The sequence below is a fragment of the Actinomyces wuliandei genome, assembly GCF_004010955.1.
Lineage (GTDB): Bacteria > Actinomycetota > Actinomycetes > Actinomycetales > Actinomycetaceae > Actinomyces > Actinomyces wuliandei.
On record NZ_CP025227.1, the window covers coordinates 458,114 to 484,304 of the forward strand.

At 72.0% G+C, this 26,191-nt stretch carries 18 protein-coding genes and 1 pseudogene; 12 read left to right on the forward strand and 7 right to left on the reverse strand.

The genetic code is table 11. The features are described 5' to 3' along the window. Positions 1–137: 137 nt before the first annotated feature. Positions 138–2,639 (forward strand): phosphoribosylformylglycinamidine synthase subunit PurL, encoded by a 2,502-nt coding sequence (purL, locus tag CWS50_RS01890; RefSeq protein WP_127841435.1) that lies wholly within the window; start codon positions 138–140, stop codon positions 2,637–2,639. A 135-nt stretch (positions 2,640–2,774) separates the two neighbouring features. Here purL and CWS50_RS01895 read toward each other — a convergent pair whose 3' ends face one another. Beyond that, the gene (locus CWS50_RS01895) at positions 2,775–5,807 is read right to left on the reverse strand and encodes a WD40 repeat domain-containing protein (protein ID WP_127841436.1); all 3,033 of its coding nucleotides are present in this window, start codon (positions 5,805–5,807) and stop codon (positions 2,775–2,777) included. A 400-nt stretch (positions 5,808–6,207) separates the two neighbouring features. Between CWS50_RS01895 and gdhA the strand changes: the two genes are divergently transcribed. The 10 genes from gdhA (at position 6,208) to purM (ending at position 20,477) form a co-directional block, all read left to right on the forward strand. Continuing rightward, a complete protein-coding gene (gene gdhA, locus CWS50_RS01900) occupies positions 6,208–7,563 on the forward strand; it encodes an NADP-specific glutamate dehydrogenase (RefSeq protein ID WP_127841437.1) in 1,356 nt (451 codons plus the stop codon). 218 nt (positions 7,564–7,781) lie between these two features. Next, entirely contained in the window at positions 7,782–8,552 is a 771-nt protein-coding gene (locus tag CWS50_RS01905; RefSeq protein ID WP_127841438.1) for a DeoR/GlpR family DNA-binding transcription regulator, read from the forward strand. Continuing rightward, positions 8,549–9,565, forward strand: coding sequence for a 1-phosphofructokinase family hexose kinase (locus CWS50_RS01910; RefSeq protein WP_127841439.1), 1,017 nt, complete (start codon positions 8,549–8,551; stop codon positions 9,563–9,565). Before CWS50_RS01905 ends, CWS50_RS01910 begins: the two co-directional genes overlap by 4 nt. Before the next feature lie 160 nt (positions 9,566–9,725). Then, positions 9,726–11,864, forward strand: coding sequence for a PTS fructose transporter subunit IIABC (locus CWS50_RS01915; protein ID WP_127841440.1), 2,139 nt, complete (start codon positions 9,726–9,728; stop codon positions 11,862–11,864). Positions 11,865–12,071: 207 nt separating this feature from the next. Further along, on the forward strand, positions 12,072–13,556 hold the full coding sequence (locus CWS50_RS01920) for a four-carbon acid sugar kinase family protein (protein ID WP_127841441.1): 1,485 nt from the start codon (positions 12,072–12,074) through the stop codon (positions 13,554–13,556). A 105-nt stretch (positions 13,557–13,661) separates the two neighbouring features. Then, on the forward strand, positions 13,662–14,840 hold the full coding sequence (locus CWS50_RS01925; RefSeq protein ID WP_127841442.1) for an NAD(P)-dependent oxidoreductase: 1,179 nt from the start codon (positions 13,662–13,664) through the stop codon (positions 14,838–14,840). Between the two features lie 12 nt (positions 14,841–14,852). After that, entirely contained in the window at positions 14,853–16,223 is a 1,371-nt protein-coding gene (locus CWS50_RS01930) for a GntP family transporter (RefSeq protein WP_127841443.1), read from the forward strand. Between the two features lie 618 nt (positions 16,224–16,841). Beyond that, positions 16,842–17,312, forward strand: a complete 471-nt coding sequence (locus CWS50_RS01935; protein ID WP_127841444.1) for a sterol carrier family protein — start codon at positions 16,842–16,844, stop codon at positions 17,310–17,312. 120 nt (positions 17,313–17,432) lie between these two features. Beyond that, the gene (gene purF, locus CWS50_RS01940) at positions 17,433–19,136 is read left to right on the forward strand and encodes an amidophosphoribosyltransferase (RefSeq protein WP_243118411.1); all 1,704 of its coding nucleotides are present in this window, start codon (positions 17,433–17,435) and stop codon (positions 19,134–19,136) included. 93 nt (positions 19,137–19,229) lie between these two features. Continuing rightward, a complete protein-coding gene (gene purM, locus CWS50_RS01945; protein ID WP_127841446.1) occupies positions 19,230–20,477 on the forward strand; it encodes a phosphoribosylformylglycinamidine cyclo-ligase in 1,248 nt (415 codons plus the stop codon). Positions 20,478–20,850: 373 nt separating this feature from the next. On the opposite strand, the gene CWS50_RS01950 is transcribed toward purM, so the two are convergent. The 5 genes from CWS50_RS01950 to CWS50_RS01970 form a co-directional block, all read right to left on the reverse strand. Beyond that, complete coding sequence (locus tag CWS50_RS01950; RefSeq protein WP_127841447.1) at positions 20,851–21,054, reverse strand: DUF3073 domain-containing protein; 204 nt, start codon at positions 21,052–21,054, stop codon at positions 20,851–20,853. 250 nt (positions 21,055–21,304) lie between these two features. Next, the gene (locus tag CWS50_RS01955) at positions 21,305–21,637 is read right to left on the reverse strand and encodes a DUF3618 domain-containing protein (RefSeq protein ID WP_127841448.1); all 333 of its coding nucleotides are present in this window, start codon (positions 21,635–21,637) and stop codon (positions 21,305–21,307) included. After that, positions 21,634–22,242 carry a DUF3618 domain-containing protein gene (locus tag CWS50_RS01960; protein ID WP_243118412.1) on the reverse strand — a complete coding sequence of 203 codons (609 nt, stop codon included), beginning with the start codon at positions 22,240–22,242 and terminating at the stop codon, positions 21,634–21,636. The genes CWS50_RS01955 and CWS50_RS01960 overlap by 4 nt, the downstream gene beginning before the upstream one ends. Next, positions 22,239–22,718: a phage holin family protein gene (locus tag CWS50_RS01965; protein ID WP_127841449.1), complete on the reverse strand. Its 480-nt coding sequence runs from the start codon at positions 22,716–22,718 to the stop codon at positions 22,239–22,241. The genes CWS50_RS01960 and CWS50_RS01965 overlap by 4 nt, the downstream gene beginning before the upstream one ends. Before the next feature lie 225 nt (positions 22,719–22,943). Then, positions 22,944–23,957, reverse strand: coding sequence for an ion transporter (locus CWS50_RS01970; RefSeq protein WP_206610453.1), 1,014 nt, complete (start codon positions 23,955–23,957; stop codon positions 22,944–22,946). A gap of 431 nt (positions 23,958–24,388) precedes the next feature. On the opposite strand from CWS50_RS01970, the pseudogene CWS50_RS01975 reads away from it, so the two are divergent. Next, positions 24,389–25,643, forward strand: a pseudogene (locus CWS50_RS01975) (transposase); the annotation flags it as partial. Here the strand turns inward: CWS50_RS01975 and CWS50_RS13920 are convergent. Then, positions 25,627–26,118, reverse strand: a complete 492-nt coding sequence (locus CWS50_RS13920; protein WP_206610454.1) for a flavin reductase — start codon at positions 26,116–26,118, stop codon at positions 25,627–25,629. The pseudogene CWS50_RS01975 and the gene CWS50_RS13920 overlap by 17 nt on opposite strands. Positions 26,119–26,191: the final 73 nt, after the last annotated feature.

A 26,191-nucleotide genomic window follows, 5' to 3' on the forward strand; every position in this document is an offset into this window, starting at 1 on the left:
GGTCCTGCGGTGGCAGGAGCCCGGGCGCCGCGGCGCGCCCGGTGCTGCTGATGCCTCCGCTGCTGTCTCCACGGGGCGGGTATCCTCGGCCCCGCCCGCCTTTGAACCACTGCGTCCTCGACCCCCCGGGAGAACCTATGGCCCCCGAGCCTGTCGCCCCCGTCAGCCCTGTGGTGGCTCCAGCAGCCCCAGCGGACCCAGCAGCCTCGTCGCCACCGGGTGCTGCAGCGCACCCGGGCGCCGCCCGTGCGGGCGCGGTGACGGGCGCCCACCCCCCTGCCACTGACAGCCCGGGCGCGGACCGCCCAGACACGGTCGCCCACGCCCAGGCCACTCCTGACCGGGAGATGCCCTGGGCCGAGCTCGGCCTCAAGGCGCAGGAGTACGACTCCATCCGCTCCCTGCTGGGCAGGCGGCCCACGGCCGCCGAGCTGGCCATGTACTCGGTCATGTGGTCCGAGCACTGCTCCTACAAGTCCTCCAAGACCCACCTGCGCCGCTTCGGTGAGACCACCACGCCCCGGATGCGCGAGCACCTCCTGGTGGGCATGGGGGAGAACGCCGGCGTCGTCGACATCGGGGACGGCTGGGCCGTGACCTACAAGGTGGAGTCCCACAACCACCCCAGCTTCGTGGAGCCCTACCAGGGGGCGGCCACCGGCGTGGGCGGGATCGTGCGCGACATCATCTCCATGGGCGCGCGCCCCGTGGCGGTCATGGACCAGCTGCGCTTCGGCGCGGTAGACCACCCCGACACGGCCCGTGTGGTCCACGGGGTCGTGGCCGGGGTGGGCACCTACGGCAACAGCCTGGGCCTGCCCAACATCGGCGGCGAGACCGAGTTCGACCCCTCCTACCAGGACAACCCCCTGGTCAACGCCCTGTGCGTGGGGGTGCTGCGCCACGAGGACATCCACCGGGCCTCCGCCTCCGGGGCGGGCAACAAGGTGGTGCTCTTTGGGGCGCGCACCGGTGGCGACGGCATCGGCGGCGCCTCCATCCTGGCCAGCGAGTCCTTCGAGGACGGTGTGCCCGCCAAGCGCCCCAACGTGCAGGTGGGAGACCCCTTCATGGAGAAGGTGCTCATCGAGTGCTGCCTGGAGCTGTTCGGCGCGGGCCTGGTGCTGGGCATCCAGGACCTGGGCGCGGCAGGTATCTCCTGCGCCACCTCCGAGCTGGCCTCCAACGGGGACGGGGGCATGCACGTGGACCTGGAGAAGGTCCTCCTGCGCGACCCGACGCTGACCGCCGGGGAGATCCTCATGAGCGAGTCCCAGGAGCGGATGATGGCTGTCGTCGCCCCGGAGCGGCTCGACGCCTTCATGGCGGTCATGGACACCTGGGACGTCGAGGCCAGCGTCATCGGGGAGGTCAACGGGTCGGGGCGCCTGACCATTGACCACTTCGGGGAGCGCATCGTCGACGTCGACCCGCGCACCGTGGCGCACGAGGGTCCCACCTACAACCGTCCTTACGCCCGCCCCGCCTGGCAGGACGCCCTCAACGCCGACACTACTGACCGCCTGGAGCGCCCGGACACGGCCGCCGGGCTGAGCGCCCAGGTGCGCGCGGTCCTCACCAGCCCCAACCAGGTCTCACCCGCCTGGGTCACTGACCAGTACGACCGCTTCGTGCGTGGGGCCACCGCCCTGTCCCAGCCCGACGACGCTGGCGTGGTCCGTGTTGACGAGGCCACCGGCCGTGGCGTGGCCGTGTCCACCGACGCCAACGGGCGCTTCACCAAGCTTGACCCGGCTACCGGGGCCGCCCAGGCCCTGGCCGAGTCCTACCGCAACGTGTGCACCGTGGGTGCACGGCCCCTGGCCGTCACCGACTGCCTCAACTTCGGCTCCCCGGAGGACCCCGACGCCATGTGGCAGCTGGTGGAAGCCATCAACGGCCTGGCCCAGGCCTGTGCTGCCCTGGAGGTGCCGGTCACCGGGGGCAACGTCTCCCTGTACAACTCGCACGGGCCGGACAAGGGAAGGATCGACTCCTCCATCAACCCCACCCCCGTCGTCGGCGTCCTGGGGGTCATGGACGACGTGAGGCGGGCGGTCCCCTCAGGGTGGCACGAGGAGGGCCTGGCGCTCATGTCCCTGGGGCGCACCCGCGCCGAGCTGGACGGCTCGGCCTGGGCGCGCGTGGTCCACGACCACCTGGGAGGCCTGCCGCCGCAGGTGGACCTAGAGGCGGAGGCCGCCCTGGGCCGCGTGCTCCTGGCCCTCCACGAGGCGGACGGCCCCCAGGGCGAGCGCCTGGTGCGCGCCGCCCACGACTGCTCCGCCGGCGGCCTGGTCCAGACCTTGGCGGACTCCTGCCTGCGCTGTGGCGTGGGGGCCAGCGTGGACCTGGTGGCCGTCCAGGGGGAGGAGGGTGTCGACGACCTCACCGCCCTGTTCTCCGAGTCCGGGGCCAGGGCCGTGGTGGCTGTGCCGGAGTGGGCGGTCCCGGCCGTGCTGGCTGCAGCCGAGGCTGAGGGCGTGGCGGCCACCCGCCTGGGGACCACGGGCGGGGACATGCTCGTGGTCACCGGCTCCGACCTGCTGGCCGACAGCGGGGACGGGCAGCCCCTCGTCCTGGACCTGGACGAGCTGGGCGAGGCCGTGGGGTCCACCCTGCCGACACTGTTCGGCTGAGGCGGGTCAGGCGGCTGACGGGGGTCAGGGCGCGCGGCTGGAACGGGGCGAGGACGGTCATCGACGGTCATCTGGTTGCCGTGTCAGACATGGTGACAGAGGACAACAGAGGACATGGTGCTCGCCCTCGACCTCCTAGGACCGCAGCTCGCGGAAGTCGAACTGGAAGATGCCCATGGGGACCCAGCTGGCCACGAGGCGGGCACCGGTGTCGGCCCCGTTGTGCCACAGCTCGGACTCGATGACGGCGCCACCGCCCCCGTCCAGCTCGCTGAGGGCCAGCCGGTGGTGGTCGTTGACGTAGTCGTCAGCACGCTCCAGCGGGTAGAGCTCCAACTCGGAGGCGGGGACGGGCAGCCTCTCCAGCTGCTCGTCCAGCGCTGCCAGCGGGTCCCCGGAGATGCCGTAGCGGCTGGCCAGCTCGTTGAGGTCGCGTCTGGCCAGGACCGCGACGAACTCCTCCACCTCGGCGTGGACCTGGCGGCGCAGGGCGGGGTCTCCCCACGGGGCGGGCGCCTGCGGCGAGGTCCCTGCCTGCTCGTCCTCCACCCGCTGCTCCTCTGCCCGCAGGCCCTCGACCGCCCCGGCCTGGTCCTGGCTGGCCGGGGGGGCCGAGGGGGGTGTCGCGGCCGTGCTCGTCTGCCTGCCCGGGTCCGGGCTGTCGATGACGGGGATGACGTCCCAGGGGCCGGGAGCCGAGGAGGCGATGAACGGTGCCCCGTGCTCGTCTGCCTGGGCTCCAGCGGCTGCCTGGACCGCCCCAGCCTGGGTGGCCTCAGCAGCTGCCGGGGCGCCTGTTCCAGTGTCTGTAATGGTGTCCGGGGTGGGCTGCGGCGGGACTCCCTCCGCAGCCTCCGGCACTGCGGCCTCTCCTGAGCCGACTGGGCTCTCTGCGCCCTGTGGGGGCTCCAGGCCCCTGGGGTCCCCAACGTCCTGTGGTGCGTCGGTGTTGGTGACGTCCTGCGCGCCGCCGTCTGTGTCTGCGGGCTCCTGCGGGTCCTGTCCCGGTGCCTGCGCGTCCGCCTGGGAGGGCAGGGGCGGGGCGTGGGAGGGCTCCACAGGCAGGCGCGTGCGCTGGCCGTCGGTCAGGACGGAGCGACCCAGGTAGTCCCACACGGCCTGTGAGCCCGCGCGCAGCCCCAGGGTGGCGGTGTCCAGCGCCGCCGCCTGTCCGTCGGGCAGGAAGCAGAGCATGATGCCGGTAGCCTCGCCGGTGGCGGCGTCCCACAGCCGTAGGGTCCCGTCCTCGGAGCCGGTGAGTATCCGGGTGCCGTCCGGGCTCCACTGCAGGGTGGTGATGCCAAAGCGGTGGCCCTCCAGGCGCAGCACCTCCGTGCCCGCGACCTCGTCCCAGACCCGCGCGGTGCCGTCGTTGAAGCCGGCCGCGACCCGCTTCCCGTCGGGGCTCCAGGAGAAGGAGCGCAGCATCGCCCCGTCTCCCGTCAGGGTCACCAGCTCGCCCCCGGTGATGGCGTCCCAGACGTGCCCGACCCCCTCCCTGCTGCCGGTGACGACCCGGGGGCCGCCGCGGGTCCACACCACCTCGCGCAGCCAGTCGTGGCTGAAGGTGTGGACCGCCTGCCCGGTCGTGGTGTCCCAGATCTGCGCGGTCCCGTCCTGGGAGGCAGTCAGCACGCGGGCGCCGTTGGGGCTCCATGCCACGGACGTGACGACGTCGTGGTGGCCCTCGAGCCTGAGCACGACCGCGCCGGTGCCCACGTCCCACACCACGGCCAGGTCGAGGCCCACGCCGGTGAGCGCCCTGCTGCCGTCGGGGCTCCAGGCGAAGGCGTTGACGGCGGCCGACCGGGCACCCAGCGACCGCTCCAGCCTCCCGGTGGCGGCGTCCAGGATGGCGACGCTCTCCGAGTAGTAGGAGTCCACGGCCAGGCGTGCGCCGTCCGGGCTCCAGCTGACGGTACTGAGCTCGCTGCTGGTCGCCTCCAGGTCCACAGCGGCCTCGCCGGTGGTCAGGTCCCAGACTCGGGTGGGGCCGACCGTGGTCCCCACGACGACCCGGGTCCCGTCAGGGCTCCAGGACGCGGTCTCCACCGAGCACCCGGGGCCGAGCACGGCCAGGGCCTGGCCGGTAGCGGCGTCCCAGACCCGGACGGTGCGGTCGTAGGAGCCGGTGGCCACCCGGGCAGAGTCAGGGCTCCACGCTAGGGAGCAGGCCCAGGTGTCGTGGCCCGACAGCGCCATCTGCTCCGTTCCCGTCACCGGGTCCCAGACGTGGGCGGTCGCGGCGCGCAGGTTGTCGGTGAGGACCCGGGTCCCGTCGGGGCTCCAGGCCACCGTGCTGACCAGGTCGGTGCCGGGACTGGTCAGGGACACGACCTCCTCGCCGGTGACGGCGTCCCACACCCGTGGCAGGGTGCCGTCGAAGGCGGTGATGAGGTGGCGGGAGTCCGGGCTCCAGGCGATGCCGGTCATCGGCTCGACGTCCTCAATGCCATCAATGTCCCTGGTGCCCTCTGCCCCGGCGGCGCCCTCGACCGCCCCGCCCGATCCGTCCTGGTCCTGCGGGCCGTCCTGTGAGCCTGCGCCGGCGGGGTGCCCGTCAGGCCGGGCCGCCGACCCGGGCAGGGGGCCGACGTGAAGGAGCCCGGTGCCCGTGGTGACGTCCCACACGCGTGCGGTGCCGTCGTCGGAGGCGGTGGCGACCCGGGTGCGGTCCGGGCTCCAGGCCACAGCGGTCACCTTGCCGGTGTGCTCCGCCAGCGTGCGGAGGGCCTGGCCGGTGGCTGTGTCCCAGATGCGGGCCTGGGCGTCGCCGAAGTGGGTGAGCAGGCGGATGGAGTCGGGGCTCCAGGCCAGTGCCCCGCCTACGCCCTCGCCACCGACCTCTAGGGTGAGGAGGTGGTCCCCGGTGGCGGCGTCCCACACGCGCGCGGTGCGGTCCTCGGAGGAGGTGGCCAGGTGGCTGCCGTCCGGGCTCCAGGCCACGGCGTTGACGGACATCGAGTGCCCGGTCAGGGCGAAGACCTCGCGACCGGTGGCGACGTCCCACACGCGCGCGGTACCGTCGTGGGACCCTGAGAGGATGCGCGAGCCGTCCGGGCTCCAAGCCAGTCCCCACAGCCCGTCGAAGTGGCCGGTGTACAGGGACACCTCGCGCGGGTCAGTAGTCCCAGAGGTAGTCCCAGAGGTCTCTGATGGCTCAGTCATGCGTGAAGTTTAAGGAGCACGCCTTGAAGTCCGCTGAGTTTGCCGCCCCTCACGAGAGCTTTTCCTGTAGGTTGACTGCGTGTCGCCTCCAAGGCGGCTTCGGGGTGTCGCAGGGGTCCTGGCGGCAGGGGTCCTGGCAGTGGCTCGGGTGCTGGTAAGGTGCCGCCGGAACAGGGTGGCCGCCCGGGGTGGTCCGGGGCGGGTCCTGTGAGCGCCGACGCCGTGGAGCGTCCGTGACGGCGCGAGGGCGGTCCAGGGCGCGGCGCGGTCCTGGTTGACAGGTTTCACCCGGATGTCGAGATATTTCGTCTCAGTGAACGGTGCCGTGGGAGTCTCCTGACCGTGCCAAGGTGGCTGGCGCGCGCGGCCATCAGTCGCCCAGTGACGTAAGGAGTCCTCTATGCAAGACGTTGTCGAGAAGGTCTATGAGCGGGTCGTGGCCCGCAACCGCGGGGAGAGGGAGTTCCACCAGGCTGTTCGTGAGGTGCTGGACTCCCTCGGCCCGGTCATCACCAAGCACCCCCACTACGCTGACGACGGGCTCCTGGAGCGTCTTGTCGAGCCGGAGCGCCAGGTAATCTTCCGTGTCCCGTGGGTGGACGACGCCGGGGACGTCCAGGTGAGCCGCGGCTTCCGCGTCGAGTTCAACTCGGCGCTGGGGCCCTACAAGGGCGGCCTGCGGTTCCACCCCAGCGTCAACGTCGGTATCATCAAGTTCCTCGGCTTTGAGCAGATCTTCAAGAACGCCCTGACCGCCCAGGGGATCGGGGGCGGCAAGGGCGGCTCCGACTTCGACCCCCACGGCCGCTCCGACGCCGAGGTCATGCGCTTCTGCCAGTCCTTTATGACTGAGCTCTCCCGCCACATCGGCCCCAGCACCGACGTCCCTGCCGGGGACATCGGCGTGGGGGGACGGGAGATCGGCTATCTCTTCGGCCAGTACAAGCGGATGCGCAACTCCTACGACGCCGGTGTGCTCACCGGCAAGGGGCTGGCCTGGGGCGGGTCCCTGGTGCGTACCGAGGCCACCGGCTACGGCGCCGTCCTGTTCGCCCAGTCGATGCTGGCTGCCCGGGGGGACTCGCTAGAGGGCAAGAAGGTCGTCGTCTCGGGCGCGGGGAACGTGGCGATCTACGCGATCGAGAAGGCCCAGCAGCTGGGTGCTGTGCCGATCACCTTCTCGGACTCCTCCGGGTACGTCGTTGACGAGGCCGGGGTGGACCTGGAGCTGCTCAAGCAGGTCAAGGAGGTCGAGCGCGGGCGCGTGGCCGACTACGTCGAGCGCCGACCTGGCGCCCGGCTGGTCGCCAGGGGTGCTGGCGGCTCTGGCGGCTCTGTGTGGGACGTGCCCTGTGACGTCGCCCTGCCCTGCGCCACCCAGAACGAGCTCGACGGCGCGGCTGCGGCTACCTTGCTGCGTGGTGGCTGCGGCGTGGTCTCCGAGGGTGCCAACATGCCCTCGACCCCCGAGGCCGTCGAGGCCTTCCAGTCCGCAGGCATCCTATTTGCTCCCGGTAAGGCCGCCAACGCCGGGGGCGTGGCCACCTCCGCCCTGGAGATGGAGCAGAACGCTGGGCGCACCCGCTGGAGCTTTGAGACCACCGAGGCCAAGCTGGCCGGCATCATGCAGGACATCCACGACTCCTGCGTGGCCGCCGCCGAGGAGTACGGGCGGCCCGGCGACTACGTGCTGGGCGCCAACGCGGCAGGGTTCACCCGGGTCGCCGACGTCATGGCAGCCCACGGCATCGTCTGAGGCCTGTGCGGGTCACGTCGGACCCGCCTGAGCAGGCGCGGGCGCCGCTCCGGTCCGGGGGTGGCGCCCGCTGTGTGCGGAGGAGCCCCCTGAGCCCCCGCTGAGCCCGCGTGCACCCACTCAGGATGTCTGATCGGGCACCAGGGTCTCGACAGGCATGCACGGTATGGGGTAGTCTCGTGCCCGAACGGGCGACAGAGACGTCAGGAGGTGGGACCATGGATGCCAGCAGCAGGCACCGTCTCATCGTCGAGCAGGTGGAGTCCGTCGGCCGTGTCGTTGTCACCGAGCTGGCTCAGCGCCTTGACGTCACTCCTGAGACCATCCGCCGGGACCTGACTGCACTGGACCGCTCCGGCGCGCTGCGCAAGGTCCACGGCGGGGCTGTGCCCGCCTCCGCCCTCGCCCTGCCCGAGACCGGCGTCAGTCACCGTGAGCGTCTCAACACGGCAGCCAAGAACGCGATCGCCCGGGCGGTGCTGGGGCACCTGGACCTGGCCCCGGGCACCTCGGTGCTTGTCGACGCCGGGACCACCACGGGGACGCTGGCCCGCCTCCTGCCCGAGGACCGTGACCTGACCGTTCTCACCAACTCGGTCCTCACAGCCGCCCACCTGGCCTCTCGTGGCGGGATGACGGTGCGGATGCTGGGCGGCCACGTACGTGGCCTGACTCAGGCCGCCGTGGGCCCCGAGGCCCTGGCGACCCTGTCCGCCCTGAGGGTTGACCTCGCCCTCATGGGGACCAACGGGATCAGTCCCACCCACGGGCTGTCCACGCCCGACCCTGACGAGGCCACGGTCAAGGCGGCCATGGTCGGTGCCGCCCGCTACGTCGCGGTCCTGGCGGACTCCACCAAGATCGGCCAGGAGCACCTGGTCTCCTTTGCTGCCCTGGATGACGTCAACCTCATCGTCACCGACGCCGAGCCGCCCCCGGCACTGTCCACCCAGCTCACCACTACCGGAACAGAGGTCCTGCTCGCATGATCCTGACACTCACCCCCAACCCCTCGCTGGACCGCACCGTCACCCTGCCGGGCCCCCTGCAGCGGGGCGCGGTCAACCGGCTGGAGACCGTCACCGTGGAGCCCGGCGGCAAGGGCGTCAACGTCGCGCGGGTCCTGGCCTGCTCGGGGCAGGCCGCCACCGCCCTGCTCCCGGCGGCCGGGCACGACCCGCTCCTGGGTGCCATCGCGGACCTCGCCCTGCCGGGGCTGACGGCGCTGCCCGTGAGCGTCGGCGCGGCCGCGCGTGTCAACACCGCCGTCACCGAGCCCGACGGCACCACCACCAAGATCAACGAGCCCGGTGCCGGGCTGGCCCCCCAGGAGGTGGAGGCCGTCGAGCAGGCCCTCCTGGCGGCCCTGGGGGGTAGCGCCCCAGGCTTGCCGGAGTCCTCTAACGGGCCAGGCGCGGGGGAGCCGTCCTGGGCCGTCCTGTCCGGCTCGCTGCCCCCTGGCGTCCCGGTGGACTGGTACGCCCACCTGGTGGACCTCCTGCGGCCCCTGGGGGTGCGTATCGCCGTGGACACCTCTGACGCCCCCCTGGCGGCCCTGGCTGCGGCCCTGCCGGGCAGCGCCCCCGACCTCATCAAGCCCAACGGGGAGGAGCTCGCCCAGCTGGCAGGCACCGGGGCCACTGACCTGGAGGAGGCCGCCGTCGCCGGGGACCTCGCCCCGGTGGCCGCCGCTGCCCGGGTCCTCGTGGAGCTGGGTGTCGGCGCGGTCATGGCCACCCTGGGGCCCGCCGGTGCCGTCCTGGTCACCCCCGAGGGAGCCTGGCACGCCACCGCCCCCGAGGTGCCCGTGGTCTCCACCGTGGGGGCGGGGGACTCCTCCGTGGCGGGCTACGTGCTGGCCGACGTCCAGGGCGGGGACGAGGCGCAGCGGCTGCGTACCGCCATGGCCTACGGCTCCGCCGCCGCCTCCCTTCCGGGGACCGCCCTGCCCGTTCCCTCCGACCTGCCGCAGGAGCCCGCCCGCGTGACCCCCCTGACCTGATCCGCCGACCAGCCAGCCCAGCGTCCGGCTGCCCGCCCAGCCCTGTGCTGACCCGCCGCCGACCACCCCTGTGCTGACCCGCCGCCGACCACCGCCGACACGAACTGCCCGCCGACCTCGTACCCGCGAGGCGGACCCACTCGGAACACAAGGAAGACCCATGACCGAGACGACCCCGCTTATCATCCCCGAGCTGGTGGCGCTGGACGCCAGTGCCGGCCCCGGCAAGGAGGATGTCATCGACTTCCTGGCGCGCACGGTCGCCAGCGCCGGACGCGCCGCCAGCCCCGACGGCCTGGCCACCGACGCCAGGGCGCGTGAGGCCACCGCACCCACCGGTATCCCCGGTGGCATCGCCATCCCGCACTGCCGCAGCCCCCACGTCCTGGCTCCCAGCCTGGGCTTTGCCCGCCTGACCGAGGGTGTGGACTTCGGGGCGGCTGACGGGCAGGCGGCCGACCTGGTCTTCATGATCGCCGCCCCCGACGGCGCTGACGACGTCCACCTCCAGCTCCTGGCCAAGCTCGCCCGGGGCCTCATGCAGACGGAGTTCACCGACGCGCTGCGTGCCGCCTCCAGCGCAGAGGAGGCCGCACGCGTCGTCACCCAGCAGGTCCAGCCCGAGCTGCTGGAGGACACTGAGGGCGCCGGTGACAAGGATACGGGAACGGCTGAGGGCTCTGCTGGCTCCGCCGAGGCGGCCGACGCTGCTGGTGACGCTGCCAACGGCGCGGATGACGCTGCTGGCAGCGCAGGAGCAGGCGAGGCTGGGGCGGCAGGCACCGTCATCGTGGGCGTGTCCTCCTGCCCCACCGGTATCGCCCACACCTTCATGGCCGCAGAGGCGCTGGAGCAGGCGGGCAAGGACCGTGGTGTCACCGTGGCCATCGAGGGGCAGGGCTCGGGCAGGATCGACGCCCTCGACCCTGCCCTCATCGAGAGGGCCAGCGCCGTCATCTTCGCCCACGACCTGCCGGTCAAGGGGCGTGAGCGCTTCGCTGGCAAGCCGGTGGTCGACGTCGGCGTCAAGGCTGCCGTCAACGACGCAGGCTCCCTGGTGGACCAGGCCCTGGCTGCCATCGACGACCCGCAGGCGGCCCGGGTGCAGGCCGGCGGCGGCGAGGACGCCGCTGACAGCAGCGAGGAGGGCAGCGAGCACTGGGCCCGCCGCCTCCAGCGCTCCGTCATGACCGGGGTGTCCTACATGATCCCCTTTGTGGCCGCAGGCGGTCTGCTCATCGCCCTGGGCTTCCTCTTCGGCGGCTACGACATCACCGAGACGGCGGAGAACATCGTCACCGGCTCCAGCCTGTGGAACCTCCCGGACCTGAGCAGCGCCGACCTCGCCGCGCCCAACGCCCTGGGAGGGTCCGCACTGGCGGCCTACATCGGGGCGGTCCTGTTCACGATCGGCAACGCGGCCATGGGGTTCCTCGTACCCGCCCTGGCCGGGTACGTCGCCTTCGGGCTGGCCGGGCGGCCCGGCATCGCTCCCGGCTTCGCCATGGGCGCGGTGGCTGTCGCGGTTGACTCCGGGTTCATCGGAGGCCTCATCGGAGGCATCATCGCCGGCTACGTGGCCGCCTGGCTGGCCGGGCTGGACGTCCCCCGGTGGCTGCGGGGCCTCATGCCCGTCGTCGTCATCCCCCTGGGCACCACCCTGGTCGTGGGCGCGCTCATGTACATGGTCCTGGGCCGCCCCCTGGCCTCCCTCATGAACGCTCTCCAGGACGGGCTGACCTCCATGTCCGGCGGGGGCTCCGCAGTCCTCCTGGGCGTCATCCTGGGGCTCATGATGTGCTTCGACCTGGGCGGGCCGGTCAACAAGGCGGCCTACCTCTTCGCCACCGCCGGGCTGTCCGCCGCCACGGACGCCTCTTACGAGATCATGGCCGCAGTCATGGCGGCAGGCATGGTCCCGCCCCTGGCCATGTCGGCGGCGACCTTCCTGCGCCGCAGGCTGTTCACCGAGGCGGAGGCTGAGAACGGCCGCAGCGCCTGGCTGCTGGGACTGTCCTTCATCTCCGAGGGCGCGATCCCCTTCGCCGCGGCCGACCCGCTGCGCGTCATCCCCGCCACCATGGCCGGGGGCGCGGTGACCGGCGCCCTGACCATGGCGCTGGGCGTGGGCTCACGCGCCCCGCACGGCGGCGTGTTCGTGGCCTTCGCCATCAACAACTTCCTGGGCTTCGTCCTGGCGATCCTGGCCGGGACGGTCGTGACCACCGCGCTGGTCGTCCTCCTCAAGGGGCTGAGGCAGTCCTCGCAGGCACCCGCCGCAGCTGCTGTGGCCGCCTGAGCCCGGCTGCGCCCCACCCCACAGAACGTACCTCCCCCTCGTTGGTCCTCCTCGCGGGTTTCTTGTCAGGAACCTGCCCACAGGCGTTCCGCGAGGAGGAGGTACGTTCTATGCTGGAGGTGCCCCAGAGCCGGTGCTGCCTGTGGGGTCCTGCGGGTCCACGGGTGTCGGCACGTGAGGGGTGCCCGTGTCGCAAAGGAGCGAGACATGACGAAGTGTGCCCACCCAGCCAGTCCGGACCGTCGTCCAGCCGGGTCTCCGGCTGACTCAGCCCCGGTGGGGCTGGCGGACCTCACCCGGGGCCTGCCCGACGGGCCGCCCGTGGAGGCGACTGCGGTTGCCGCCCGGCTCACCCGCGCCCTGGTGGTCCTGGACGACGACCCCACCGGCACCCAGTCCGTCGCGGGCCTGCCCGTGGTGACCCGCTGGGAGGAGGCTGACCTCGCCTGGGCGCTGGGCACGGGGGCGCCCGCCGTCTACGTCATGACCAACTCCCGCTCCCTCGACCCGGCAGACGCCCAGCGGGTCAACCGGGAGGCAGTCACGTCCGCGCTGGCCGCCTCCCAGGCCACCGGCCGCCCAGTCACCTTCGTCTCCCGCTCCGACTCCACCCTGCGCGGCCACTTCCCCCTGGAGCCGGACACGATCGCCGAGCAGCTGGAGAAGGCTGGCACGCCGGTGGACGGCATCGTCCTGTCGCCCGCCTTCCCGGACGCCGGGCGCGTCACCGTCCACGGCGTCCACTACGCGGGGTCACCGGGCACCGGGTTCGTCCCCGTGGGGGACACCGAGTTCGCCGGGGACGCGACCTTCGGCTACCACTCCTCCAGCCTGCCCCAGTGGGTGGAGGAGAAGACCGGGGGCGCGGTGAGGGCCTCCTCGGTCCCGGTGGCGGACCTGGAGGTCCTGCGCGGCGACGAGGGCGCCGTCGTGGACACCCTCACGTCCCTTGGCGGGCGGCAGCCGGTGGCCGTGGACTGCGTGGAGGAGAACGACCTGCGCCTGCTGGCCCGAGCCCTCCAGCGCGCTGAGGAGGCAGGCTCCACCTTCGTCTACCGGGTGGGGCCGCCCTTCGTGCGTGCCCGTATCGGCCAGGAGCCCCACCCGCCGCTGACCGCCAGCCAGGCCCGCCCCACCGAGACCGCCCCTGACACCGACGCTGCGGGCGGGCTGGTGGTCGTGGGCTCCCACGTGGGGCTCACCGGTCGGCAGGTCGAGGCCCTGCGCACTGCCACGGGCACCCCCGAGGTGGTCCTGGACGTCCCCACGGTGCTGCGTGCCCGGGACCGTGACGCCCACGTCGCCCAGGTCGCCTCCCAGGCCGCCGCCGCCCTGGGAGAGGGCAGCGTCGTGGTACGTCGCGGCGGGGCGTTCGTGCCCGGCCGCGACGCGCAGGAGTCCCTGGCCTTCGCCCGGGCCGTCTCCGACGCCGTGGTCGAGGTGGTCCAGCAGGTGGTGGCCCGGCGCTGCCCGCGCTTCGTCATCGCCAAGGGCGGTATCACCTCCTCCGACGTGGCCAGCCGCGGCCTGGGCATCCGCCGGGCGCTGGTGCGCGGCCCGATGCTGCCCGGCATCGTCTCCCTGTGGGAGCCCCAGGACGGCCCCGCCGCAGGCGTGCCCTACATCGTCTTCGCCGGCAACGTGGGCGACGACGACTCCCTGGCCCAGGTCGTCTCCGTCCTGAGCGCCTGAGCCGCTGCCCCTGTGGCATCACCCCCTGTGACATCACCGACACCACCGAACCAGCACCACCGACGCTTCCTGCCAGCCTGCCCGCAACGACCTCAGGAGACCACCATGACCCTACCCACTCCGCCCCCCGGTACTGATGCTGGTACCGCTCCCGTGCCCGGCGGTCGCTCCACCGCCTCCCCGGGCGCTCCAAGCCGTACCGCTGTCGCTGTCCTGGGTCTGGGCGCCATGGGACTGCCCATGGCCACCCACCTCAGCACTCCCTGCGCCGCGGGCGGGGCAGGCCTGAGCGTGCGCGGCTACGACGTCTCCCAGGAACGCCTTGACCTGGCGGCCAGGGCCGGGGTCAGCCCCGCTCGCAGCGCGGCCGACGCCGCCCGTGGCGCCGACGTGGTCCTGGTCGCCGTGCGTGACCAGGACCAGCTTGACGAGCTCCTCTTCGGTGAGCCCGCCGTCGCCGCGAGCATGAGCCCGGGTGCGGTCGTCGTCCTGACCTCCACGGTCGGTGAGCAGGGCGCACGCGCCGTGGCCGCCCGGCTCTGCCAGGCGGGGGTCGGGCTCGTGGACGCCCCCGTCTCCGGAGGGCCGGGGCGGGCCGGGACTGGAGACCTGCTCGTCGTCGTCGGTGCGGACGACCAGGCCTGGGAGGCCGCCCACGACGTCCTGGAGGCCATGAGCTCCACGCTGGTGCGGGTGGGGTACGAGCCCGGCTCCGGCCAGGCCATGAAGACGGTCAACCAGCTCCTGTGCGGGGTGCACATTGCTGCCGCCGCAGAGGCCCTCGCCCTGGCCCAGGCTCTGGGGCTGGACCCCCGGGCCGCGCTGGAGGCCCTCATGGCTGGCGCCGCCAGCTCCTTCATGCTGGGTGACCGGGGCCCTCGCATGCTCCAGGCTCTCCAGGACCTCCAGGTCTGCGAGGCTGAGGGAGTCGACGGGGCCCGGGGCGCCCCGGACGCCGAGGGGCCTGAGGGCACCGGGGCTGCCGGCAGTACCGGGGGCGCCGGGGGTGTCGAGGTCCGATCCCGCCTGGACATCTTCGTCAAGGACATGGGGATCGTCACTGCGGCCGCCCGGGGGGCGGGCCTGCCCACTCCGGTGGCTGCCTCCGCCGAGCAGCTCTACCTCCAGGGAGCCAGCCGGGGCCTGGCAGCCCGGGACGACTCCTCGGTCATCACCGTGCTCGTCCCCGCTCCGGAGCCCACCCGAGGCAGCCACCGTGCCACCAGCCGTGACCCCGGGCAGGACTCCCGCCAGGAGCCCGGCCCCGGCTCGCTCCGACAGTGAGGGGTGCCAGCTGTGTCTGCTCCGGTCCTGCTCCTCCTGGCGGTTGCCGCCATCGCCGTCCTGCTGATCCTGGTCATCCGGGTCAGGATGCCCGCCTTCGTGGCGATGCTGCTGGTCTCGGTCGTCCTGGCGCTGGCGGCCCGGGTGCCCGTGGGCGACATCGCCCAGACCATGACCGACGGCATGGGGTCGACACTAGGGTCGGTGGCCATGGTCGTCGGCCTGGGCGCCATGCTGGGGCGCGTCGTCGAGGCGGCTGGTGGTGCCGAGGTCCTGGCTGAGCGCTTCACCCGGGTGCTGGGGCGCCGCCGGGTCGCCGTCGCCGTCACTGCGGCTGCCTTCGTCCTGGGCGTCCCGATCTTCTTCGACGTGGGCTTCATCATCCTGGCCCCCATCGTCTTCGGCTTCGCCCACGTTGCCGGGACGAGGCCCCTGACGATCGGGCTGCCGGTGGCAGCGACCCTCATGGCTCTCCACGTCGTGGTCCCGCCCCACCCTGGACCCGTGGCCGCCGCAGCCTCCCTGGGGGCCGACATCGGCGTGCTGGTGCTGGTCTCCCTGCCCGTGTGCGCCGTGGTGACCGTGGTCTCCTACCTGGCCTCCAGGCGGCTGGGGCTGGAGAGGGTCGAGACCGGTGAGGGGCCGCTGGGCTCGGCCAGGCGGGTCGCCGAGGAGACCTACACCCCCGGCGGAGCCGTCCCCCGTGCCCACGGCACTGGCCCGGGCACCGTGGTGCTGCTCATCATCGCGCCGATAGCCCAGATCATGGTGGGCACGGTCGGGCAGATGGTCACTGCGGAGGGCACCACCGCCCACGCCGTGCTCGGCTTCGTCGGATCCTCGCCTCTCGCCCTGCTCACCGCCGTCGTGCTGGCCTACCTCGTTGTCGGTCACCAGCAGCGCTGGTCCCTGGAGCGGCGGGGACAGGTCCTGGACTCCGCGCTGCCCGACGTGGCCACCATCGTGTTCGTCACCGGGGCGGGAGGCGTGTTCGCCGCAGTGCTCGTGGCCAGCGGCATCGGTGAGGCCCTGGCCCAGGCCCTGGTCGCCGCCCACCTGCCCGTGCTGCTGAGCGCCTTCGTCATCTCCCTGGCGATACGCGCCTCCCAGGGGTCGGCGACCGTCGCCATCCTCACCGCCGGGGGGCTGCTCAGCGACGCCGTGGCCCAAGGCGGGTACTCCACGCTCCAGGTCGCCCTCATCCAGATGGCCGTGGGTTTTGGTGCCCTGTGCGTGTCCCACGTCAACGACTCCGGCTTCTGGATCGTCACCAAGTACATGGGCCTGTCAGTGGCCGACGGCCTGAGGACGTGGACAGTGCTGTCCACGGTGGCCGGCACGACGGGGTTCCTGGTCACAGCCGCCTTGTGGGCGGTGGTGTGAGGGCAGTGTGGGCTTGGTGTAGGTGTGGTGCTGCACGGACTGCGTGGTAGGTACAGGGGTAAAAGTAAGACCTCCCAGTTTGGGCGGGTCCGAGGACGAGAAGCCTGGGAGGTGTGACGCTGCCGTATTACACCAGGTTCTGCGCTGTGTCCAGGTGACGGCGAGGCTTGTCGCGGGTGCTTGTGGGAGGGGCCGGGTGCTGGAGCGGCTGCACATCTTGGACTGGGCGCTTGCAGTGCCCCTGGGCGAGGAAGCGAAGGATTCCCCGTAACTGTGCGGGAGGCGGGCCAGCCACCGCACCCACCACGCATTGCCGCCAGCCCCATGATGTGCAGCAAGACGGTTGCTGCACATCATGGAGACTGTAAGGCGAGGAGGCTGGGAGGGATAGTTCTCGCTCCTCACGTACTGAGCCTGGCGTAACCCGCAGAAACATGCGGATCTTTACACCTGCCTCAGCCTCGACAGAGAAGCTGGCCTCCACCCCCTATAACCACCGGGCACCTGAAGATGTGCAGCTCACCTGCTGCTGGCCTGACGGGCCGCCTCAGTCTCTGGCTGGTGCCCGGAGCTCCCAGAACTCCTGGGTTCCTCTGCGCCCCCGGGTACGATCAGGCCGTGCCACCACGCCGACGCATCGACCCTGCCGCTGGCGCCCAGGCCCTGCGCCAGTGGGCCGCCCAGGCGCAGCCGGACGCTCCTGCGGGCAAGGACACCGAGGACATTGAGGACACTGACACCGTGCCGCTTCAGCAGCCTCGACAGCACCGGATACCCGAGCGCCAGGTCACCGCGACTGCCGTGCGCTACACCCTGGAGGAGCTGGCTGCCCGCGCCCCCGGGCGCGCCGTGGAGGTGCGGGTCCCGCCCTTCGGCGTCACCCAGGCCGTGGCGGGCACCGTCCACCGCCGGGGCACCCCGCCTTCCGTGGTCGAGACCGACGCCTCCACGTGGCTGGCCCTGGCCACCGGGACCCTGACCTGGCCCCAGGCCCTGGCCTCGGGGGCGCTGCACGCCTCCGGGGAGCGCTGTGACCTGTCGCCCTACCTTCCCCTGGTGCGGCTGGGAGGGGACGGTACCGGTCGTTAGGCCGCCTCCGCCGCGCCCGGTCGTGCCGGAGCCTGCCGGGGTGAGCCGGGAGAGCCTGGCGGCGCCTCCGCCGCGCCCGGTCGTGTCAGACCTCGCCAGAGTCTGTGGGAGACTGGGGGCGTGCGCACTGGAGAGATCGAGTCCCCTCCTGCGGAGGAGTGCGGCGTCTTCGGGGTGTGGGCACCTGGGGAGGAGGTCTCCCGGCTGACCTACTTCGGCCTGTACGCCCTGCAGCACCGGGGCCAGGAGGCTGCGGGGATCGCCACCTCCAACGGCTCCCAGATCCTGGTCTACAAGGACCTGGGCCTGGTCTCCCAGGTCTTTGACGACCTGGCCCTGACCAACCTCAGCGGGCACATCGCGGTGGGCCACGTGCGCTACGCCACCACCGGGGCCACTACCTGGGAGAACGCCCAGCCGATGCTGGGGCCGGCCTCAGGCTCCACGCTCGCCCTGGCGCACAACGGCAACCTCACCAACACCCGCGAGCTCGTGGAGGCCGTCCACGCCACCAGCGGGGAGGACCTCACCGGCGAGCTCGGCCGCGGCTCCTCCACAGACACTGCGGTGATCGCCGCCCTGATGGGCCTCGTGGGAGAACGGGGGGCACTGGAGGGCTGGGACTCCGCCGCTGACGTCATCGTCTCCGGCGTCACCGACGAGGAGGAGCTGGCCCAGGCCTACTCCGCGCCCGCCCCGCTCACGCTGCACCAGGCGGCCCGCAGGGTCCTGCCCATGCTGCGCGGGGCCTTCTCCCTGGTCTTCATGGACGAGCACACCCTCTACGCCGCCCGCGACCCCCAGGGGATCCGGCCGCTGGTGCTCGGCCGCCTGGAGCGCGGCTGGACGGTGGCCTCGGAGACCGCCGCCCTGGACATCGTGGGGGCCACCTTTGTGCGCGAGGTGGAGCCGGGCGAGCTGCTTGAGATCGACGACGAGGGCGTGCGCTCCACCCGCTTCGCCGTCGCCCGGCGGGCCGGGTGCGTCTTTGAGTACGTCTACCTGGCCCGCCCCGACACGCGTATCGCGGGCCGCAGCGTCAACGCCGCCCGCAACGCCATGGGGGCCGCCCTGGCCCGGGAGCACCCGGTGGAGGCGGACCTCATTATCGCCACCCCCGAGTCGGGGACACCTGCGGCCATCGGCTACGCCCAGGCCTCGGGGATCCCCTACGGGCAGGGGCTGGTCAAGAACGCCTACGTGGGGCGCACCTTCATCCAGCCCACTCAGACCCTGCGCCAGCTGGGCATCCGCCTCAAGCTCAACCCCCTGCGCGAGGTCATCGAGGGCAGGCGCCTGGTCGTCGTCGACGACTCGATCGTGCGCGGCAACACCCAGCGTGCCCTGGTGCGGATGCTGCGCGAGGCCGGGGCGGCGGAGGTCCACGTGCGTATCTCCTCCCCGCCGGTGCTGTGGCCCTGTTTCTACGGCATCGACTTCGCCACCCGGGCCGAGCTCATCGCTGCGGGTATGAGCGTGGAGCAGATCTGCCAGTCCATCGGTGCCGACACCCTGGGGTTCTTGTCCGTGGCCGGGATGGTGGAGGCCACAGGCCAGCAGCGTGACAGCCTGTGCACGGCCTGCTTCACCGGCGACTACCCGGTGCCTCCTCCGGTGGCGGGGACGCCGACGGCCGCGATCCCGGTCAGCCCGGTCCCCGCCGTCTACCGGCGGCGCTTGCAGGGCCGGACGGGCCGTGGTCGTGAGGACCGTGACCGTGCGCGCCGCCAGGGCAGCCTCGTGGAGGCTGCGGTACCCATTGCGCCCCAAGGCGTGACCCGTCCTGACCTGAGGTCGGGCAGCCCGCCCGGCTCCGGGTCATGAGGACCTCGTCCCGGGCCGGGCAGGCCGGCGCCGGGAACCCGAGCACCGTGCCCGCGACCCATCCGGACCTTGACCACGGAAGGAGCCAGCCGCATGACTGACGACCCTGACCGCTCCCACAGCCATGCAGGGCCTGGCATCCCTGGTGACGGCGTCCCCTCCGCCGGTGCTGGCGGCCCGGTCGGCCCGGACGGAGCCCTCCCGCACCAGACCCGCCCGCCCCAGGGGGCCACCTACGCCGCCGCCGGGGTGGACACGGCCGCAGGGGACCAGGCCGTGGCGCTGATGAGGGCCTCGGTGGCCGCGACCATGAACCCGGCTGTTGTCGGCGGTGTGGGTGGGTTCGCCGGGCTGGTGGACGTCACCGACCTGCGCGACTACCGCCGCCCTCTGCTGGCCACCTCCACCGACGGGGTCGGTACCAAGGTCGCCGTGGCCCAGGCCCTGGGTGTCCACGACACGATCGGGCAGGACCTGGTGGCCATGGTGGTGGACGACATCGTCGTCGTCGGTGCCCGGCCCCTGCTCATGACCGACTACATCGCCTGCGGCCGTGTCGTTCCTGAGCGGGTGGCGGACATCGTGCGTGGCGTCGCCCAGGCCTGCGCCGCTGTGGACACGCCCCTGCTGGGCGGGGAGACTGCGGAGCACCCCGGCCTGATGGGGCCTGATGAGTACGACCTGGCGGGTGCTGCCACCGGGGTGGTGGAGGCCGACCGGCTCCTGGGGGCGGACCGGGTCGGCGCGGGCGACGTGCTGGTGGCCATGGGCTCCTCCGGGCTGCACTCCAACGGGTACTCCCTGGTGCGCCACGTGGTTGCCCGGGCGGGCTGGGGCCTGGAGCGTCACGTCCCCGAGCTGGGGCGGACCCTGGGCGAGGAGCTGCTGGAGCCTACCCGTCTGTACGCGCGTGTCTGCCTGGCCATGCTGGACACCCTGTCCTCGGCGGCGGCGCCCCCCACGATCCACGCCCTCAGCCACGTCACCGGGGGCGGGCTGGCGGCCAACCTCGCTCGTGTGCTGCCCTCGGGGCTCGTGGCGCAGGTGGACCGCGGCTCCTGGCTGCTCCCGCCGGTCTTCAGCCTGGTGCGCTCCCTGGGGCAGGTGCCCTGGGAGGACCTGGAGGCGACGCTCAACATGGGGGTGGGGATGGTGGCTGTCGTCGATCCGCGAGGAGTCGACGGCGTGCTGACCGTGGCCCGGGGGGCGGGTATCCCGGCCTGGGTCCTGGGGGAGGTCAGCGAGGCCGCTGACGGGCGGGTGCTGGGCCGGCTGGTCGCGGGCACCAAGGGCGTCGACGGCGGGGCAGTAGATATTCACGGCAGCTACGTGACTGACTGAGGGGTGGGAGACGGCGCCCAGGGGAGTCACAGGAGCGGTCTCGCGCCGTGGCGGTGGAGCGGGTAGACGACAGCCTCCGGGCGGCCGGACAGTGGCGACAGTGGCGGGTGCTGGCCGACGCCGCTCGGAGGTGGTCTCCGCGAGTGGTGCCCCAGTGACACCAGCCCCGTCGTGACTGACGTCTGGTGGTGAGTCACGACGGGGCTGGTGTCACCGGCACATCCGGCACCGTGTCAGGTCTGACATCTCGTGGGGGAGCCGGGTCAGGTCCCGTTCTCCCACGAGATGCCCTCAGGAGGTGCCAGGTGCTGTACACAGTACGGCCCTGGAAGGAGGAGACGTTGGACCGACGGCCCCGAGTGCACCGTGGCGGTTACTTGTCGTCCTCGTCCCAGTCGTCGTCATCGACGGCATACTTGGCGGCCAGCTTCTCATAGTCGATCTCGTCGTCAGCCTCGGAGCCGGATGACGCTGACACGAGCTCGCGCTCGAGAGCCGCGTAGTCGGTTTCTGGACTGAAGTACTTGAGCTTGCGGGCAACCTTGGTCGCCTTGGCCTTCTGACGGCCGCGCCCCATAGGCTCGACCCCCTCCAACGTGTCACGGCGCGCCCGTGGGCGCGCTCTTCCTGGTCAAATATGTCGTAGGCCAACCGTACAACGTTGACGTATGGGAACACCATTCGTACACCGGGGGAGAACCGTGGTGACTCCCACCCTGGGGGCTGTTGCGGTCCGGTTGGTCCTGTAGCAAGGTGCGCGGCCGGTGCAGCCGCAGGACGGTACCTGCTGCTGCGTAGCCGCGCGCAGGAGCCGTGTCCCGCAGGACTTAGCGACGCGCCAGCCCGCTGACTGTCAGCACGGCCGCGAGCAGGCTGCCAACGGCGGCTGCGCCGAGGGCAGCGGCTGCGCCGGTGCTGACCCCGTAGGCCTTCGCGTAGGCCTGCGCACGCTGGCGCAGGTCGGTGAGCCTGGCCTCTGCCTGGCCGCGCAGCTGCTGGCTGGCTTGACGGGTCTGGGTCCGCGGGTCAACCCGAGCCGCCAGCTCGTCGACGTTGGCTGCCAGCGCCTGGCGCTGGGCGCGTAGACGCTCCTCGATCTGCTCGGGAACCTGCTCGGGCGTAGTGGCGGCACCGTCCTGGCCCGTGGTGGCGCCGCTCACGAGCGGATCACCCGGGCCAGGGTGAGGATGCCCAGTCCAGCCGCCGTGAGACCCGCAGCGGTGACGACCGCCAGGGAGACCGGGTCCCCGTCGCGGGCGTCGTCAATCAGGCGGGCAAGGCGTTGGGGCAGGGGCAGCGGCTGCGCGGTGTTTGACGCGGTGTCTGACACGGTATGGGGTGCTGCTGGCAGCGTGCCGTCAGGGTGAGCCGGGTTGAGGGCGCTGGGCATGACCCCGTAGGCGGAGGCCGGGCGGGGCGAGGAGGTGAGCCCTGCCTGCGAGGCGAGCTCCTCGGCCTGCTCGCGCAGGGCCTGGGTCCTGCTGCGCAGGCTCGCGACAGCGGCGTCCGCCGTCTCCTGGGCCACCCGCTTGAGGCTGGCGGGAGCCAGCCTGGCGGCGACCTCGTCCACGTCAGCGGCCAGGGCGCGACGGCGCGCCTCCAGATCCGCCGCGATCTCCTCGACGGAACGAGAGGGGGCCGCAGGGGCCTGCTGCGCCTGGGCTGTCGGCTCCTGCTGGCGCGCTGCTGCGGGCACGGGAGCGCCAGCAGGCGGGGGTGCGGAGTACTGCGAGCCTGCCGGGACGGGGGCGTTCGTGGTGCTCACTGGGCGTTCCCCCTCTCCAGGCCGGAGGCGACGGCGGTCCTGACCGCCTCGACGCTGCTTCTCAGGCCCTCCTGGGGGGCGGGGGTGTCCTCCCGGGCCGCCCGCAGCCTTCTTGCCCCCAGGAGGGCCAGGACCGCCACGACGATGAGCAGGAGCGCGGCGACGACGAGGTAGCCGGCCCACAGGGGCAGCAGCTCGCCGATGCCGTGGGCCAGCGAGGCCAGCAGCATGCCCACCGCGTAGAGGGCCACGACGCCGGCGGCGGCCAGCAGACCGGCTCCTGTGCCCATCTTCCTGGCCATGCGCTGACCCTTGGCCCTGGCGAGGTCAATCTCTCCACGGATCAGCAGGGAGATGTTCTCAGAGACGCGGGCGACAAGCTCGCCGAGTGAGGGCTGGGTGCCAGCGGGACGGCCTCCGGACGAGCCCGGGGGCGGTGTCGGCGGAGGAGCAGCAGGAGGCTGGTACTGGGACATGGGTTGATGACCTTCTCAGTGTGCTCTACATGGCGTTGGGTACGGAGCCTGCGGTACGCGGTGTACGGCTGGTGCAGACCTTAGTCCATGCGACAAGAATCTCACATCCCACCCTAGGGGTGAAGGCGGGTACCGGTTGGGACTGTGCACGCATGTGCGGCAGTTCCGGGACGGTGTGGGCGGGGAGGTCGGCGTGGGGCGGAGGGGAGGCCAGGGCGTCCACGGTCAGGACGCAACGGAGCCCGTCACCCCTGCTGCCGCTCCCGGTGGGTCCTGGGGCGCTGTGAGTACGGACACTTCCTGGCGCAGCGCGTGCACCTCGCTGACGAGCTTGTCCAGGACCTCGGCGGTCTCCGTCGTCGTTGGGTGCTGGCTGGGGTGCGGGTCGGGCCCGGGGCGCGGCTGCCCCCCGGGGTCTGCGGCGGCGTCGCCTGCTTCCTCCGGCTTCTCAGTCTCGCGGCTGCTGCCGACCTGGGCCATCGTGTCCACGATGACGGCGACGAACAAGTTGAGCATGGTGAAGGCGGAGACGAGGATGAAGGGGACAAAGAAGGCCCACGCCCAGGGGAAGTGCTCCATGACCGGGCGCACGATCCCCATGGACCAGCTCTCCAGGGTCATGACCTGGAAGAGGGTGTAGAGGGAGCGTCCCAGGGAGCCGAACCAGTCGGGGAAGGCCTCACCGAACATGGCCGTGGCCATGACTGCGGCGACGTAGAAGATCATGGTCATGAGGGCGGCGATGGCGCTGATACCCGGCAGGGACAGGAGGAGTGCCTCCACCACGCGCCGCAGGCTGGGCAGGAACTTGATGACCCTGAGCAGGCGCAGGATTCTCAAGGTCCGCAGGACCGAGAGGGGGCCGGCTCCGGGGACGAGCGCGACGGCCACCACCAGGAAGTCAAAGACGTGCCACCCGTTGCGGACAAAGCGGCTCGGCCCTATCGCGACCAGCGTGAGCACGATCTCGGTGACAAAGACTGTCAGGGAGGCGTGGTCCACCAGACGCAGTGCCCGGTAGGCCAGAGACCCCTGCTGGACAGCCGTCTCCAGGCCGATTGAGACACAGTTGACCACGATGACCGCCATGACCAGGTTCTGGACCCGGGGCGCCTCAAGGTAGTCCTCCAGGCGCTGACGCCAGGTGGTCCGTACGGGTGCCTTCTCCGGCGGCGCTGCGGCCGCGAGGGCCGGGGCGACTGAGTCCGGGTGAGCCGGGATGCTCCTTACCTGAGCCACTCATCACTCCTGGGGTGCTTGTACTTCTGGGGACAGCCCGGGCTGCGTGGCACAGTCCGGTCTGCTCGGCCCGGTCAGGGGTGCGTGCGAGCAGAGGCTGACCGTGTGGCACCGTTGCGCGTCGGTGCGGCTGGTCGGGTTCCTGGTCCTGCCAGTGGCGAGCAGGAGCTGAGCCTAGGGGAGGCGGTGGGGTCTGTCAGCCCGAGTATCTGGGAGGACTCCTCGGGACGTCCCGTCAGCACTGCGGAGGAGCCTAGGGAGGTGCGTAAAGCCGGGGAAGTGGCGTAGAGGAGCTGAGGAGGGTTAGCACGTGGGCTCTGGCCTCGGGGTTTTGTGGTTGAGGGGCTGAGGCGGGGGTGAAGGTGTCGTTTCGTCTGGAGTGGTGTGGGTTGTTGGGGTCTGTCGTGTTTCAGGGGAGGGACAGCTTCGAGGTGGGGACTGCAGCAGGGTTGTGCTTGTTGGTGGGTGTCGGGACCGGCTGGGTCAACGTGCTTGCTCATGGTGGTGGAGTGCTGCTGGCCGAGACGGTGCGCGCCCGTGGGCTGGACGTGCTGCTGTCACAGGTTCTGGCGCCGTGGTCCAGGCTGCTGGCGCGCCATGACCCGGTCAAGGTCGTCCTCGACCTGGCGCTGTCGCTGGTGGTTGAGCGCGCGGTGGTCCTGGCCAGGGCGCGCCGCGCGGGCTGGACCCTGGCCGGAGCGTGGGCGCTGACGGCCGCTGTCAGCGCCCAGCGGCCGCTGGTCACTGATACCGGCGCCACCTTGGTCACCGCCCACCCTGACAATGAAGGAGGGGGGTGGCACCGACCTTCAAGAAGGGCAGGAAGGGGCTTTGGGCTCCGTCCCTTGACCGCGTGGACCGACCACGGTCCCCAAGGTGCCGGCGAGAACGCCGCGGTCATGCTGCGGCCCGCGAGCGCGGGGTCGGACACCGCCGCCGACCATGAGGCTGTCATCGCCGTGGTGCTGGCCCGTGTGGGCCTGGGTCCCGGGCCCGGACGCAAGGTGCTCGTGCGCACCGACGCCGCTGGTGGGACCAAGGCCACCTTGGCCGCCCTGGAGCGCAGAGGGGTGTCCTGCAGCGTCGGACTCACCCTGCCCAGTGACATGTCGCGGGCCTGCAGGCTGGTCCCCGCCCAGGCCTGGACCCCTGCCTGCGGCGTCGACGCGGCTCCCGCGAGGCGGCGGACGTGGCAGGGCTGACGGACCTGGTCGACGTGGGCGGGTGGCCCAGGGCCACGCGTGTCATCGTGCGCCGCGAAAGACCGCGCCCCGGCGCCCGGCCCAGGCTCGACGACGTCGACGGCTGCCGGCTGACCGCCTTTGGGACCAGCACCAGGACCGGCCAGCCCGCCGACCTGGAGGCAGGCCACCGCCAGCGGGCCAGGTGCGAGGACCGTGTCCGCCGCGCAGGGCACCGGGGTCGACCGCGTGCTGCTGCAGGCCCTCGCGGCCAACCGCACCTGGTGCCAGGTCGTGGCCCTGGCCCGCGACACCCTCGCCTGGGCGCAGGTGCTCTGCCTGGCAGACCACCCCGCCCGCAGGTGGGCGCCCAAGCCCGTGCGCCACCGCCTGCCCAGCGTGCCAGCTGTCATCACGCGCCACGCGCGGCGCACCACCACCCGCTGCAAGACCCCCAGCCCCCTTCGCCGACCTGCTGACCCCAGCGATCACCACCCTGCGCGCACGCCGACCCACAGCACCAGCAAACCACCACCCACCCACCAGCCCCAGGAAGGACCCGCCAGCAGGCAAGGCCCACCCACCGCGACCACACGCCCCACCCCGCCACACCCACACGCCACAACCAACCCCACCCCAACAACCCCGAACCCCCACAAGCCCACCCACCCCACCCACGAAACATCGAGGCTAACTCCGGAGACGCTCCAGGAAATCTCCTCGAACTTGTGTGGGTTGCTCCGCCCCATCCGTTCCGCCACGCCCGCCTGCTGGTGAGTCAAGAAGTTCACCGCAAAGGTTCCTGCATCCCGGATCAGCGGCCAAACACGGAGCGATCGCCCCGGGCGGAACAGCACCAGCGGTGGGGACAAAGAGACCGATGCAAATACCTGGCACGTCATCCCCACTGGTCGACCATCTGCCATCGCAGTCACCACCGTCACGCCAGATGCGAATCTGAAAGTGTGCGCCGGGACCATGCTTCATCGTCAACTGAGTCGACTGATGCCGTGACCCGCCGCGCAGGCGGCGCATCTGTAGCCTCTCCCGGCT

Bases quoted from the DNA above. Each gene is read 5' to 3' on its own strand.
- purL (WP_127841435.1), top strand. From the start codon at position 138: ATGGCCCCCGAGCCTGTCGCCCCCGTCAGCCCTGTGGTGGCTCCAGCA.
- CWS50_RS01895 (WP_127841436.1), bottom strand. From the start codon at position 5,807: ATGACTGAGCCATCAGAGACCTCTGGGACTACCTCTGGGACTACTGAC.
- gdhA (WP_127841437.1), top strand. From the start codon at position 6,208: ATGCAAGACGTTGTCGAGAAGGTCTATGAGCGGGTCGTGGCCCGCAAC.
- CWS50_RS01905 (WP_127841438.1), top strand. From the start codon at position 7,782: ATGGATGCCAGCAGCAGGCACCGTCTCATCGTCGAGCAGGTGGAGTCC.
- CWS50_RS01910 (WP_127841439.1), top strand. From the start codon at position 8,549: ATGATCCTGACACTCACCCCCAACCCCTCGCTGGACCGCACCGTCACC.
- CWS50_RS01915 (WP_127841440.1), top strand. From the start codon at position 9,726: ATGACCGAGACGACCCCGCTTATCATCCCCGAGCTGGTGGCGCTGGAC.
- CWS50_RS01920 (WP_127841441.1), top strand. From the start codon at position 12,072: ATGACGAAGTGTGCCCACCCAGCCAGTCCGGACCGTCGTCCAGCCGGG.
- CWS50_RS01925 (WP_127841442.1), top strand. From the start codon at position 13,662: ATGACCCTACCCACTCCGCCCCCCGGTACTGATGCTGGTACCGCTCCC.
- purM (WP_127841446.1), top strand. From the start codon at position 19,230: ATGACTGACGACCCTGACCGCTCCCACAGCCATGCAGGGCCTGGCATC.
- CWS50_RS01950 (WP_127841447.1), bottom strand. From the start codon at position 21,054: ATGGGGCGCGGCCGTCAGAAGGCCAAGGCGACCAAGGTTGCCCGCAAG.
- CWS50_RS01965 (WP_127841449.1), bottom strand. From the start codon at position 22,718: ATGTCCCAGTACCAGCCTCCTGCTGCTCCTCCGCCGACACCGCCCCCG.
- CWS50_RS13920 (WP_206610454.1), bottom strand. From the start codon at position 26,118: ATGGTCCCGGCGCACACTTTCAGATTCGCATCTGGCGTGACGGTGGTG.